Annotated in this window: 10 protein-coding genes and 1 pseudogene; 7 read left to right on the forward strand and 4 right to left on the reverse strand. The window is 62.1% G+C overall.

Annotation, left to right across the window (positions count from 1 at the left end; genetic code table 11):
* Nucleotides 1-158 precede the first annotated feature (158 nt).
* The 5 genes from G486_RS0116110 (at nucleotide 159) to G486_RS0116130 (ending at nucleotide 7,036) form a co-directional block, all read left to right on the forward strand.
* Nucleotides 159-482 (forward strand): hypothetical protein, encoded by a 324-nt coding sequence (locus G486_RS0116110; protein WP_034388066.1) that lies wholly within the window; start codon nucleotides 159-161, stop codon nucleotides 480-482.
* Between the two features lie 61 nt (nucleotides 483-543).
* Nucleotides 544-2,052: a 23S rRNA (uracil(1939)-C(5))-methyltransferase RlmD gene (gene rlmD / locus G486_RS0116115; RefSeq protein WP_027016464.1), complete on the forward strand. Its 1,509-nt coding sequence runs from the start codon at nucleotides 544-546 to the stop codon at nucleotides 2,050-2,052.
* A gap of 192 nt (nucleotides 2,053-2,244) precedes the next feature.
* Nucleotides 2,245-4,131 carry a propionate--CoA ligase gene (locus G486_RS0116120; protein ID WP_027016465.1) on the forward strand — a complete coding sequence of 629 codons (1,887 nt, stop codon included), beginning with the start codon at nucleotides 2,245-2,247 and terminating at the stop codon, nucleotides 4,129-4,131.
* 166 nt (nucleotides 4,132-4,297) lie between these two features.
* Nucleotides 4,298-5,686, forward strand: coding sequence for a phosphomannomutase/phosphoglucomutase (locus G486_RS0116125; protein WP_027016466.1), 1,389 nt, complete (start codon nucleotides 4,298-4,300; stop codon nucleotides 5,684-5,686).
* 42 nt (nucleotides 5,687-5,728) lie between these two features.
* Complete coding sequence (locus tag G486_RS0116130) at nucleotides 5,729-7,036, forward strand: 3-deoxy-D-manno-octulosonic acid transferase (RefSeq protein WP_027016467.1); 1,308 nt, start codon at nucleotides 5,729-5,731, stop codon at nucleotides 7,034-7,036.
* A 121-nt stretch (nucleotides 7,037-7,157) separates the two neighbouring features.
* Here the strand turns inward: G486_RS0116130 and G486_RS22570 are convergent.
* From G486_RS22570 to G486_RS0116155, 4 genes and pseudogenes are all read right to left on the reverse strand, one after another.
* Nucleotides 7,158-8,355: pseudogene (locus tag G486_RS22570) on the reverse strand (IS3 family transposase).
* 212 nt (nucleotides 8,356-8,567) lie between these two features.
* Entirely contained in the window at nucleotides 8,568-9,320 is a 753-nt protein-coding gene (locus tag G486_RS0116145; RefSeq protein ID WP_027016469.1) for a sulfurtransferase, read from the reverse strand.
* 61 nt (nucleotides 9,321-9,381) lie between these two features.
* Nucleotides 9,382-10,185 (reverse strand): MinD/ParA family protein, encoded by an 804-nt coding sequence (locus tag G486_RS0116150; RefSeq protein ID WP_407059801.1) that lies wholly within the window; start codon nucleotides 10,183-10,185, stop codon nucleotides 9,382-9,384.
* A 296-nt stretch (nucleotides 10,186-10,481) separates the two neighbouring features.
* The gene (locus G486_RS0116155; protein WP_027016471.1) at nucleotides 10,482-12,203 is read right to left on the reverse strand and encodes a SulP family inorganic anion transporter; all 1,722 of its coding nucleotides are present in this window, start codon (nucleotides 12,201-12,203) and stop codon (nucleotides 10,482-10,484) included.
* Nucleotides 12,204-12,359: 156 nt separating this feature from the next.
* On the opposite strand from G486_RS0116155, the gene G486_RS0116160 reads away from it, so the two are divergent.
* Entirely contained in the window at nucleotides 12,360-12,836 is a 477-nt protein-coding gene (locus G486_RS0116160) for a BON domain-containing protein (RefSeq protein WP_027016472.1), read from the forward strand.
* Between the two features lie 185 nt (nucleotides 12,837-13,021).
* On the forward strand, nucleotides 13,022-13,209 hold a 188-nt coding region (locus G486_RS23690; RefSeq protein ID WP_407059802.1), incomplete at its 3' end, for a helix-turn-helix domain-containing protein.

Consider the following 13,209-nt stretch of genomic DNA (forward strand, 5'->3'; position numbering starts at 1 on the left):
GGCGGCATGGGTTGCTCAGAGCGTGTTCACGATCTCCTCGCGGCGCGCCAGTGTAGAGATCGTGAACACGCTCTCAGACATAATGGCGGCCAAACAATACCGTGATGCTGCATGTGTGCCGTAACACCGGGGCAGCGCATTTTGGGGAGAGTCCATTCATGATTGCAAAGTACGCTCTGTCGCGAGCTCTGCGCCTGGCGGCCCTGGGGACCGCAGCCATGCTTGCCCAGACCGCATCGGCGGCCTGCTTCTATGTCTATGCCCAGGATCAGGAGCTGATCTACCGCTCCAACCGCTCGCCTGTGGATCTGAGCCTGCCGCTGCACCAGACCGTGGATCGGTTGTTCCCCGGCTCCAGGCTGGTGTTCACGCTGGATGAGTTCAACTGCGCGACCGAGGTCGATCTGCTGGCCGAGCGCGCGCATCTGGCCAAGGCACGTGCCGAGCGCCAGGGGGCTTTCAAACAAAAAAGCGATAGCTGACCCGGTTTTTTAGCCCGGCTTTTTCGGCAGCGGCGGTGGGCCTGAGACAATCGGCCCCACCATGAGTGAAGCTGAAGACAACAAGATTTCGCCTGCACTGCCTCTTGACGAGGGCGTGAGCGGGCAAGATGCGGCCCTGCCCGAGGGCTGGCTGCGCATTCTGTCCATGGACATGGACGCTCAGGGCGTGGCCCGCAAAGATGATGGCAAGGTGGTCTTCATCGACGGTGCGCTGCCCGGCGAGCTGGTCAGTGCGACCACGCTGCGCAAGAAGAACAACTGGGAAACGGCCAGTCTCACGGCCATCCACAGCGAATCCTCCCAGCGCGTGCGCCCGGCCTGCCCGCATTTCGGCCTGCATGCGGGTGCCTGCGGTGGCTGCAAGATGCAGCATCTGCATGTGGCGGCCCAGGTGGCCATCAAGCAGCGCGTGCTGGAGGACAACCTCTGGCATCTGGGCAAGGTCAAGGCCGGCAATCTTCTGCGGCCCATAGAAGGGCCGAACTGGGGCTACCGTTTCCGTGCACGTCTGTCGGTGCGCTATGTGCTCAAAAAAGGCAAGGTGCTTGTGGGTTTTCACGAGCGCAAGAGCCGCTACATCGCCGACATGGAGACCTGCAAGGTGCTCCCGCCCCATGTGGATGCCATGCTGCTGCCCATGCGCGAGCTCATCGGCTCGCTCGATGCCCGCGAGACCTGTCCGCAGATCGAGGTCGCCTGTGGCGATGCAGTCACGGCCCTGGTGCTGCGCCACCTGGAGCCGTTGAGCGATGCGGACAAGCGCCGTCTGCAGGACTTTGCAGCCGAGCACGGCGTGCAATGGTGGCTGCAGCCCAAGGGGCCGGATACGGTGCACCTGATGGAGGAGGGGGGCGAGCAGCTCGCCTATGGCCTGCCGGACTTCGGCATCACCATGCCTTTCAAACCCACGGACTTCACGCAGGTCAATCCGCACATCAATCGCGTCCTGGTCACGCGGGCACTGCGCCTGCTGGATGCGCAGAAAGACGAGCGCGTGATCGACTGGTTCTGCGGCCTGGGCAACTTCACCCTGCCTCTGGCGACCATGGCGCGCGAGGTGCTGGGCATAGAAGGCTCTGATGCCCTGGTGCAGCGCTCCCACGAGAACCTCGCGGCCAACAATGCCAGCCGTGCAGAGGGCGATGAACTGGCGCCCACCCGCTTTGTAGGCCGCAATCTGTTCAACATGACGCCTGCGATCCTCATGGCCGATGGCAATGCAGACAAATGGCTGGTCGATCCGCCGCGAGAAGGCGCTTTTGCGCTGTCCAAGGCTCTGGCGGATATCCATCAGATTCGCATCGGTGCCAGACAGACAGGCGTGGCCACCGAAGAGCAGCCTGATCTGCTGGCGCCGCTGCCCGAAGGGCAGGAGAGCTGGAAATTTCCCAGGCGCATCGTCTATGTGAGCTGCAACCCATCCACGCTGGCGCGTGATGCCGGCTTGCTGGTGCACCAGGCTGGTTACCGCTGTGTCGCCGCCGGCGTGGTCAATATGTTTCCGCATACCGCGCATGTGGAGAGCATGGCCGTTTTTGAGAGGGAGTGAGCGCAGTCTTCCGATCAGGCCTTGTTGAAAACCTCCCCCGGCTCTGGGCCTGCGCGCATGCCCAGGCTTGGCTCGGAGCGAGGCTGAGCCTTTGTTTTTTCCAGGCTCGGTCACCGTTGTCAGCTTGTGGCAAGCGGCACATGAATAATTAAGAATTAAAAATGGTGCTCAACAAGACGACAGGAGACAAGAATGCCCCCGAGCTTTAACGACTTTCATTGCCGCTCCATCGAGGAGCGCGATGCTTTCTGGGCCGAGCAGGCTGGCCGCATCGATTGGCATGTGCCGCCTCGGCAGATCTGCGACTACAGCAATCCGCCGTTTGCGCGCTGGTTCGTGGGCGGGCAGACCAATCTGTGCCACAACGCGCTGGACAGGCATCTGGCCGAGCACGGCGAGCAGAACGCGCTGATTGCGATCTCCACGGAGACCAATAGCGAAAAAGTCTATAGCTACCGTGAGCTGCATGCCGAGGTACAGCGCATGGCGGCCGTCATGCAGTCGCTGGGGGTGGAGAAGGGCGATCGCGTGCAGATCTACATGCCCATGATTGCCGAGGCCGTGTTCGCGATGCTGGCCTGCGTGCGCCTGGGCGCCATCCATTCCGTGGTCTTTGGCGGCTTTGCCTCGGGCTCGCTGGCCTCGCGCATCGATGATGCCGAGCCCAAGCTCATCGTCAGCGCCGATGCGGGCTCGCGCGGCGGCCGTGTCGTGGCCTACAAGCCTTTGCTGGACGAAGCCCTGCGGCTTTGCAAGCACAGGCCTGCCGCCGTGCTCATGGTGGACCGGGGCCTGGCCCCGATGGAGATGCAGCAGGGCCGCGATCATGGCTGGGCCGAGCGCCGCGCCGCATTCCTGGATGCCCAGGTGGCCTGCACCTGGGTGGAAGCCACCGACCCCAGCTATACGCTCTATACCAGCGGCACCACGGGCAAGCCCAAGGGCGTGCAGCGCGACACGGGCGGCTATACCGTGGCCCTGGCTGCGAGCATGCCCCTGATCTTCGGTGGCGAGCCCGGCCAGACCTTTTTCTGCACCAGCGACATAGGCTGGGTCGTGGGGCATAGCTACATCATCTATGCGCCGCTGATTGCGGGCATGGCCACGGTGCTCTACGAAGGCCTGCCGGTGCGGCCCGATGCAGGCATCTGGTGGTCCATCGTGGAGAAGTACAAGGTCACCCACATGTTCTCGGCGCCCACGGCCATACGTGTGCTCAAGAAGCACGATGCCGACTACCTGAGCCGCCACGACCTCAGCAGCCTCAAGGCCTTATGGCTGGCCGGCGAGCCGCTGGACGAGCCCACGGCCCAGTGGATCAGCAAGGCCATCAACAAGCCCATCATCGACAACTACTGGCAGACCGAGACCGGCTGGCCGATCATGACGCTGTGCAATGGCGTCCAGCCCCAGGCCACGCGCTTCGGCAGCCCGGGCAAGGCGGTTTATGGCTACAACGTCAAGCTGATAGACGAGTCCACGGGCGAGGAGCTCACGGGCGCAGGCCAAAAGGGCGTGCTGGCCATTGACGGTCCCTTGCCCCCGGGCTGCATGCAGACCGTGTGGCGCGACGACCAGCGCTTTGTGAACACCTACTGGAAGAGCATTCCCGGCCGCATGATCTACAGCACTTTCGACTGGGGCGTGCGCGATGAGGACGGCTATTACTTCATCCTCGGACGCACCGACGATGTGATCAACGTCGCGGGCCACCGCCTGGGCACGCGCGAGATCGAGGAATGCATTTGCGCGCATGCGCGCGTGGCCGAGGTGGCTGTGGTCGGCGTGGCCGATGCGCTCAAGGGCCAGGCAGCCCTGGCGTTTGCAGTGACGCGCGATGCACTGGAGGGCGAGCAAGCCCGCAAGGCGCTGGAGGCCGATGTGATGAAGCTCGTGGATGCGCGCCTGGGCGCCGTGGCCAGGCCGTCCCGCGTGATCTTTGTCTCGGCCCTGCCCAAGACGCGCAGCGGCAAGCTGCTGCGCCGGGCCATGCAGGCCGTGGCCGAAGGGCGCGACCCCGGCGATCTGAGCACTATGGAGGATCCGGCCGTGCTGGCCCAGATCCAGGCCCGGCTCTGAGATCTTGAATACGCTCTGATACCCCCGGCTTCGAGGGCCAAAGGATCCGGGCTTGCCCCGGGCAAGGCATGATGCCCGCCTACAATGAGCGCCCTGTGCGGCCGCAGCTGTGTTGACGCAGCTTGCGGCGCATTGTTTTCACGATCCAAGAGAAAGCGGTTTTCAAGTGCAGCTCGCGCCCTCCATTTTCAAAGCCTACGATATCCGCGGCATCGTGCCGTCCACGCTCGATGAAGAGGTTGCGCTGTGCCTCGGACGTGCCTTTGGCATGGCCGCCCTGGCCGCAGGCGAGCAGGTGGTGGCCGTGGGGCGCGATGGGCGCCTGTCCGGGCCCGGTCTTGCGGCCGCGCTGATCCAGGGCCTGGTCGATGTGGGGCTGGAGGTCATCGACATCGGTCTGTGCACCACACCCATGCTGTATTACGCCGCCGCCACGCTGTGCAGCAGCGGCATCCAGGTCACGGGCAGCCACAACCCCAAGGACTACAACGGCTTCAAGATGGTGTTGGCCGGGCGCGCCATCTATGGCGAGGAAATCCAGGCGCTGCGCCGGCGCATGGAGCAGGGCGACTGGGTGATCACGGGCCAGGGCCGGCGCCGCGAGGCCGATGTGCTGCCCGACTATCAGGCGCGCATCGTGGGCGATATCCGGCTTGCGCGTCCGATGAAGATCGTCGTGGACTGCGGCAATGGCGTGGCCGGGGCTTCGGCTCCCGGCATCTTCCGCGCTTTGGGCTGCGAGGTCATCGAACTGTTCTCCGAGGTTGACGGTACCTTCCCCAATCACCACCCCGACCCCAGCAAGCCCGAAAACCTGCGCGATGTAATGCAGGCGCTGCGCGACACCGATGCCGAGCTGGGCCTGGCCTTCGACGGTGATGGCGACCGCCTGGGCATCGTCACCAAGGACGGGCAGAACATCTTCCCCGACCGCCAGATGATGCTGTTCGCGCGCGATGTGCTGGCACGCGTGCCCGGCGGCGCCATCGTGTTCGACGTGAAATGCACCCAGCGCCTGGCGCCCGCGATTGCGCAGGCCGGCGGCCAGCCCGTGATGTACAAGACTGGCCACTCCCTGGTCAAGGCGCGCATGAAGGAGCTGGACTCGCCCCTGGGCGGCGAGATGAGCGGGCATATCTTCTTCAAGGAGCGCTGGTACGGTTTTGACGACGGCACTTATGCGGGCTGCCGCCTGCTGGAGATCGTGAGCCGCGAGGCCGACCCCAGTGCCTTGCTCAATGCCTTGCCCACCAGCCACTCCACGCCCGAGATCAACGTGGCCTGCGAGGAGGGCGAGCCCCACCGCCTCGCGGCCGAGTTGCAGCAACTCGCGCCTCAGACGTTTTCCGCGCCCGCCGAGATCAGCACCATCGACGGCCTGCGCGTGGACTGGCCCGATGGCTTCGGCCTGATCCGCGCCAGCAACACCACGCCGGTGCTGGTGCTGCGCTTCGAGGGCCAGACGCCCCAGGCCCTGCAACGCATAGAAGAACAGATGCGCGCGCTGCTGGCGCGCGTCAAGCCCGACGCGTGCTTTGGCGCCGCCGCTCACTGAGCCACTTCAAAGGCCTGGGGCATTGTCTTCCCGGGAACCGTGATGAGCCAGACACTGAAGACCACTCTGACGCGCGCGGCCTATGACGCCGCCACCTGGGCGGCCCAACCGCTGCTGCTGCGCAAGCTCGCGCGGCGTGCCCGGGCTGAGCCCGCCTACGGTCAGCACAAGAAAGAGCGCTTCGGCCGCTACGAGCCTGCCGACCTGGGGCGCGAGGGACGCGGTCAATGGATCTGGGTGCATGCGGTCTCCCTGGGGGAGACGCGTGCGGCCGCCATTCTGCTGGCCGCGCTGCGCGAGCGCCTGCCGGGCATGCGCCTGCTGCTCACCAATGGCACGGCCACGGGCCGTGCCGAAGGGCAGCGCCTGCTGCGCGCGGGCGATCTGCAGGTCTGGCAGCCCTGGGACAGCGCGGCCGCCGTGCGCCGCTTCATCCGCCAGTTCCGGCCTGCGATGGGCTTGCTCATGGAGACCGAAGTCTGGCCCAACCTGGTGGGCATCAGCCGGCAGGAGGGCGTGCCGCTGGCGCTGGTGAATGCGCGTTTGAGCGAGAAGTCCCTGGCCAGCTCACTGCGCATTGCGGCCCTGGCCAGGCCCAGCTTCGAAGCCTTGAGCGCTGTCTGGGCCCAGAGCGAAGACGATGCCCGGCGCTTGCGCATGCTCGGGGCGCGTGTGCCGGCGGTGCTCGGCAATCTCAAGTTCGACGCCCGGCCCGATGCAGTCCAGCTGGCCCTGGCCGCGCGCTGGAAAAGCGCCTTGCCCAGGCCCGTGGTCATGCTGGCCAGCAGCCGCGAGGGCGAAGAGGCGCAGTGGATCTCGGAGCTGCAGGCCCTGGGGGCGGCAGCCGCGCAGGTGCAATGGCTGATCGTGCCGCGCCATCCCCAGCGCTTTGACGAGATCGCCGCGCTGCTGGCGGCTGCTGGTCTGGGCGTGAGCCGGCGCAGCCAGTGGGCGGATGGGCCGTCCCCGGGCCTGGTCGATGACACGGTCTGGCTCGGTGACTCGCTGGGCGAGATGAATCTGTACTACGGCCTGGCCGATCTGGCACTGATGGGCGGCAGCTTCGAGCCCCTGGGCGGGCAGAACCTGATCGAGGCCCTGGCCTGCGGCTGCCCCGTGCTGCTGGGGCCGCACACCTTCAATTTCAGCGAAGCCTCGGACCAGGCTTGTGAGGCGGGCGCCGCCCTGCGCGTGGCGAATATGCGCGAGGCGCTGGCGCTGGCGCTGGAATGCGTGGCCGCGCCGCACAGGCTGGAGCAGGCCAGAGCCCATGGCCGCAGCTTTCTGCTTGAACACCAGGGCGCGGCCGCAGCCACGGCCCAGGCCGTGGAGCAGCTCCTGAAAAAATAGCTGCTAGCGCTTGCTATATATGAATTTCAGATGCTTTTGTATCTGAGATTCAAGGTGCGTTTAATGATCATGCTTCTGAAATTGATCTTGCCCCTGTTTTGTGTAGCTCTTAGCCCATGATCTACGCGGCCTTTTTACGCTGTGCCTCGTACCAGCGTTGCTCGTACTGCATAGGACTGAGATAGCCAGCGCCGAATGCAGCCTGCGGTGATTGTAGAAGACCATCCAGTCCATCACCGCCTTCCTGGCCTGCTCTCGGGTCGCAAACTTCTGCCCATGCACACAGGCCGTTTTCAGTCGGCCCCACAAGCTTTCTGTGGGCGAGTTATCCCAGCAGTTGCCCTTGCGGCTCATGGATGAGCGCATCTCCCACTTGTGCAGAGCCCTCTGGAATTCATGACTGCAATACTGGCTGCCTCTATCACTGTGGAAGATCAATCCAGGTGCAGGTCTGCGTCGCCACCGGGCCATGGTCAGCGCACCTTTGACCAGGCTGGTTTGCATGTGGGGCTGCAGGCTCCAGCCCACCACCTGACGGCTGAACAGGTCGAGGACCGCTGCCAGGTACAGCCAACCCTCAGCGGTGTATATGTAGGTGATATCGCTGCACCACACCTGATTCGGGGCAGCAGGCGTAAACCGCCGCTGCACCAGATCAGGTGCCACAGGCAAGCCATGTTTGCTGTCCGTGGTCACCACAAATTTGCGCTTGGTCTTGGCCTTGATGCCGTGCCGCTGCATCAGCGTGCGTACTCGCTCCTTGCCCGCACAAATGCCCCGTGCCAATAGTTCCTTGTGCATGCGGGGCCAGCCATATTCGCCTTTCACCTCGGCGTGGATTGCACGGATGTGCACCAGCAGGGCTTGCTCACTACAGTGCGCACCTTTGCCTGTGTCCGCAACACCACGCCGGCGTTGCCAGCTGCAGTACCCGCTGACGCTGACCTCCAGCAACTCGCATGACAGGCGCACGGGGTAACGGCGCTTCATTTGCTCAATCCTGGCGTACCTCGCAGCGTGTCCTGCGCGAAGTACGCCGCCGCTTTTTTTGTGATTTCACACTCCATACGAAGGCGTGCATTTTCAGCGCGCAGCCGGCTGATCTCCATCTGCTCTGCCGTGACCCGGGGCTCCTTGTCATCTCCAACACAACCGCCCAGTTGCCCCCGCCCCTCCAAGCGCACCCAATTGCCCAAACTGGCCTTGGGGATGCCCAGTACCTTGGCCACCGCCGCCATTGACTGACCGCTATGCACCTGCCGCACGGCCTCCTGTTTGAACTCTCGCGTGTATTGCGCACGCACTTGCTTGTATGCCATTTCTTGCTCCATTGACGTGATTTTCAACAAAGCTAAGCACTACACTTTTCAGGGGCAAGGTCATCCCGGAACTGCATCCGCCATGGGCGACTTTAAATTTCAAAAGCACATTTACGATCATCTTGGCGCTGAACCAGTGTATTGCGCGATGGGGTGATTCAGGGTGTCAAACGTCATATGAGGTCCGCCTGTCATACACAACGCGCAATTAATTACTCCGTCTTCCTGGCCTGGTCTTCGGTGGCTAGGCCAGAGTCCAGCACCCGGCGCTCATCGAACACGAAGCAGCCCCCCTTGTAGAAGGCGCCATCCGTCTCCTCGAAATACTTGAGAATTCCGCCTTCGAGCTGGAACACGTTTTCCAGACCTTCGTCTTGCATCAAGATGGCTGCTTTCTCGCAGCGTATGCCGCCTGTGCAATAGCTGACCACGGTCTTGTTCGCCAGATCCGCCTTGTGCTTTCGGAGGGCTTGCGGAAATTCGGTGAACTTGGTGATGCGCCAGTCTACGGCCTGCTCGAATGCCCCGGCATCGACCTCAAAGCCGTTACGTGTATCGAGGGTCACGACCTCACGCCCGTCGTCATCATGGCCCTGGCTCAGCCAGCGCCTTAGAGTGGCCGGGCTGACTGCAGGCGCGCGGCCCGAGGCTGGGCGGATGGCCGGGTGATCCATGCGGATGATCTCGTGCTTGACTTTGACCAGCATCTTGCGAAACGGCACGGTGTCGGACCAACTTTCCTTGGGAGCCAAGTCTGCAAAACGCGCATCGGTGCGAAGCTGCCGGACAAACTCGTGAACTGACTGGGAAGGACCTGCAAGAAAGAAATTGATGCCCTCTTCGGCCAGCAAGATGGTCCCCTTAAGCGCCAGGACGCCGGCGCGCTGGGACAAGGATTCACGCAGCGCGGTCGCATCAGGCAAGTACACGAACTTGTAGCAGGAAATGTTGAGAATATGAGGCACGGCTAGAGAGGGCGAAACAAGGGCAGAGAAAAGAGGGCTGCCTGGCCCCGAGAGGACGCGATCAGGCTCCGGCGCTCAGCAGATTCCGGATTTTATTGGCCAATTGAGCGAGGGCCAGTGAAGCTGGTGCACCTGGAAGCGTGGTCAGCAGCAGTTGGCGGCGCATGATGGCGTCACGTACCGCACCATCCATCGGAATGTCGCCTAGATGCACGAGCTTGAGGGGGTCGCCAGAACCCGTGCTCACAAAGCGGTTCAGAACCTGCTGCAATTGGCCTGTGATGGCGCGTCCATCGCCAGGGCGCTGGGCTTGATTGATCACGAAGCGGATCTGCCTGCGTTTTTGCTGGGTTGCCAGGACTTTGATGGCTGCGTAGGCATCAGTGAGCGAGGTTGGCTCGGGCGTGGCCACGATCAGAACTTCGGTGGCCATGGAGATGGAGAACAGCACCACATCTGAAATCCCCGCACCGGTATCGAGCAGCACGATATCGTAATGTGGTGCCAGCGCTTCTATGGTGTGGGTGAACTGTTGGCGAATTTCGGGCGTGAGCCGCGAGTATTCAATCATGCCTGAGCCGGCCAGCAGAACCGAGTAGCCGCCAGCCGTGGGCAGTATGGCATCGGCCAATGCAGCCCGGCCTATGAATACATCGTGCAGCGTGACCTTGGGATAGAGGTTCAGGACCACGTCCAGATTAGCCAAGCCCAGATCAGCATCCAGAACAAGAACCTTGAGCCCATGACGGGCCAGGGCTGCGGCCAGGTTGGCGGATATAAAAGTCTTTCCCACGCCACCTTTGCCACTCGTCACGGCAATGATGCGTCCCTTGGCCTGGCTGTGCAAAGCCATACCAAGGGACATGGACCCTGGCATGAAGATTGGTGAGGCCAGTAATTCTGTCATCACAGGGTTTTCAGCTGAGTCCATCTTGGGAGCTCATATCGGTTGCAGTGTCGGGATTCCGAATATTGTCCAGCATGGAGGAATCCCGCAAAGGGCCGAATAGCAGTTTTTTTCTCGGCACTCGCCAGTCTGGGGACAGGACTTATCGGATCGGCTTGCCCTAGAGCATGTCTATGACCTTGCCCGCTGCTACGACGGTGAGGAGCTTGTAACCTGGTTCTTGATGCTGGATTGCCGTTTCTTCTGACTGGACCTCAAGGGGCTCGATCGTGAGGATCTTCTTTGTCAGCCAGGGTCAGATGGTCCGACATTGTCAGTGCCGTGGGTAAATGGCTCAGAAACTCGGTGTCTGTGCGGTAAAGCCTGAGATAAGGGTTGGGCTCCAAGGCGCCTGCTCGCTGCAGGCGCTGTTCCACAGGCAGCTTCATCCCAACCACGTGGAGCTGGCCGCGGCGTTGCGCGGCCAGTGTGTGCAGGCGCACAAAGGCTTCCACGCCGGTGATGTCTATGCGGTTGATGGGCTGGGCCAGCAGGCATAAATGTCGGGTCTGGGGATGTTGGCCCCAGACGTCCACCACATGGCGCTCAAGTGCAGATGCCGAAGCAAAGTCCAGTTCGGCATCCATGCGAAAGGCCAGCAGCTCAGGAGCCAAAGGCGGTAATTGCCATAGCTGCCGGTCACGTAGGCTGCCGTCAGGGTGCAGCCCGACCTCGATGATGCGCGGGTGCAGGCGCTGGTAAAGAAAGTGACAGAGGCTCAGTACGATTCCTGCAAGAACGCCCCAGTACATGCGAGGGGCCGTGGCAATGGTCAGTAGCAAGGTTGTCAGGGCAATACTGGCTTCTATGCGTGAGACTTTGAACAGTTGCAGCAGCCGACGGGGCTTGACCAAATTGGCCACAGCCGTGACCACAATCGCCGCCAAAGCCGCCTGGGGTACGTGATAGAGCGCAGGAATGAACCACAGCACGACGATGAGGACCAGCAAAATGGAGAACAGATTGGACCAGCCAGTCTTGGCACCAGCGAGCAGGTTCACGGCAGAACGCGAGAAAGAGGCACTGGTTGCAAAGCAGCCGAACAGTCCGGCACTGATCTTGGCCAGGCCCTGGGCTATCAAGTCCTGGTTCTCGTTCCAGCGTGTGCCGGCCTGCTGGTGTTCGGCTTGGGCGCTGGAGGCCGTTTCGAGAAAGCTGACCAGAGACAGGACCAGCACGGGCATGATGAGCGCACTGAACTCATCCCAGCTCAACATGTCTGGCCACTGAAAATGAGGCAGGCCTGCTGGCAGGTGGCCGACAACGGCACCACCGCGATTGGCATAGCCCGTGGCCCAGCTGATCAGACCTGTGAGAGCAATGATGAAGATGGCCGAGGGGAAGGCTGCTCGCCAGCGCCTTGCTGCAACCAGCAGACCTATGCCAAGGACTCCATAGCCAATGGCCTGAAAGTCGAAATGCTTTAGGGAGGGCGTATTCCAGACTGCGCTCCAGCTTGCATGCAGGCCCAGCAGTGTAGGGAGTTGGGATGCCAGTATCAGCAAGGCGGCTGCTTGAGTAAAGCCTGTGAGCACGGGCGAGGTCACCAGATTCAGCAGCCAGCCTGCGCGCGCTAGTCCCAGGCTCCATTGGACCAGGCCCGAGGCGATTGCCATCCAGGCTGCGAGGCCTACCCATTGGGCTGAGCCCGGTTCGGCCATGCCAGTCAGGGATGCTCCTATAAGAAGAGCGCTGAGCGCCGTGGGGCCGACGCCAAGGCGTGGCGAGCCGCTGAACAATACAGCGACCAGGGCCGGGACAATCGAGGCATAAATGCCTGTGATCAGCGGCATTCCTGCTAGAGCTGCATAGGCGACTCCCTGTGGCAACAGCATGAGACCTACGGTCATTCCGGCCCAGAATTCGCCACGCAGCAGCTCGGGGGAGGGGCGGGGCCAGGAGAGAAACGGGAACCAGCGTGCCAGGGGAAATTGCATATCCGCTATTGTGAGTGCAAGTGCAACAAAGCGTTGTCAAGAGCTTGTCAGGGCTTGTCCTACGATCGCTTGAGTAGGCTTCGCATGCAGAGGACGGCAAGCTGGCACTAGAGTCGACTGTGCTTGTGAAAATTAATAACGAACAGGAGAGATCACATGTGCTTGATGATGCAACGCCACTGCAAGATTATCGCCATCACTGCTCTGGCCTTCGGGCTGGCTGCCTGCAACAAGTCGCCTGATGAGCAGACGGCCGGACAAAGGCTGGATGCTGGTCTGGAGCAAAGCCAGAAAACCATGGAGGAGGCAGGCAGAAAGGCGGAAGAGGCTCTGGACAATGCGCAGGCCAAGATGGAGGAGGGGGCTGGCAAGCTTGAGTCCTCGGCCAGCGAAGCCATGGGGAAGGCCGAAGAGGCCCTGGATGATACGGCGATCACGACTTCCATCAAGGCTGCTCTGCTCAAGGAGTCGCCTGCCGATGCCCTCAAGATCGAAGTCAGGACCGAGGCCGGCGTTGTAACCCTGAGTGGTGCCGTGGACAGCGAAGCACTCAAAATCCGCGTAGTGGAGATCGCCAAGGAAGTCAAGGGTGTGGTGTCGGTTAGCGATAACCTGGAAGTCAAGGCTGGCTGATCGTAGCGAGCCCGGGCTGGCAGACGCTGGCGGCGATGACGGCCCGGGGCGTGTCCGAATTTTTGTGTAAACGGGTCGGACTTCAGTTGGCGGAGATACGGTCTCCGAACTGAATGGTAAAGCGGATCAAGGCTTGGCGGCCTCAAATCTGAAGTGCAACACCCTTCAGAATTGAGGCCACTTTGATAGCCAGAACCTACGAACAACTCACCGAAACAGAGCGCCATGCAATAGCGTTGGGTTTGCAGCAAAAGCAAAGCATCCGAGCGATAGCCAGAGCTCTGGGACGCAGTCCAAGCACCATCAGCCGAGAGATTGAGCGCAACGCAGGAGGTGCAGGCTACGTCAGCAAGTTTGCCCAGCAACGCTGCAG

The sequence above is a fragment of the Comamonas composti DSM 21721 genome, from assembly GCF_000429845.1.
GTDB classification, from domain to species: Bacteria; Pseudomonadota; Gammaproteobacteria; order Burkholderiales; family Burkholderiaceae_C; genus Comamonas; species Comamonas composti.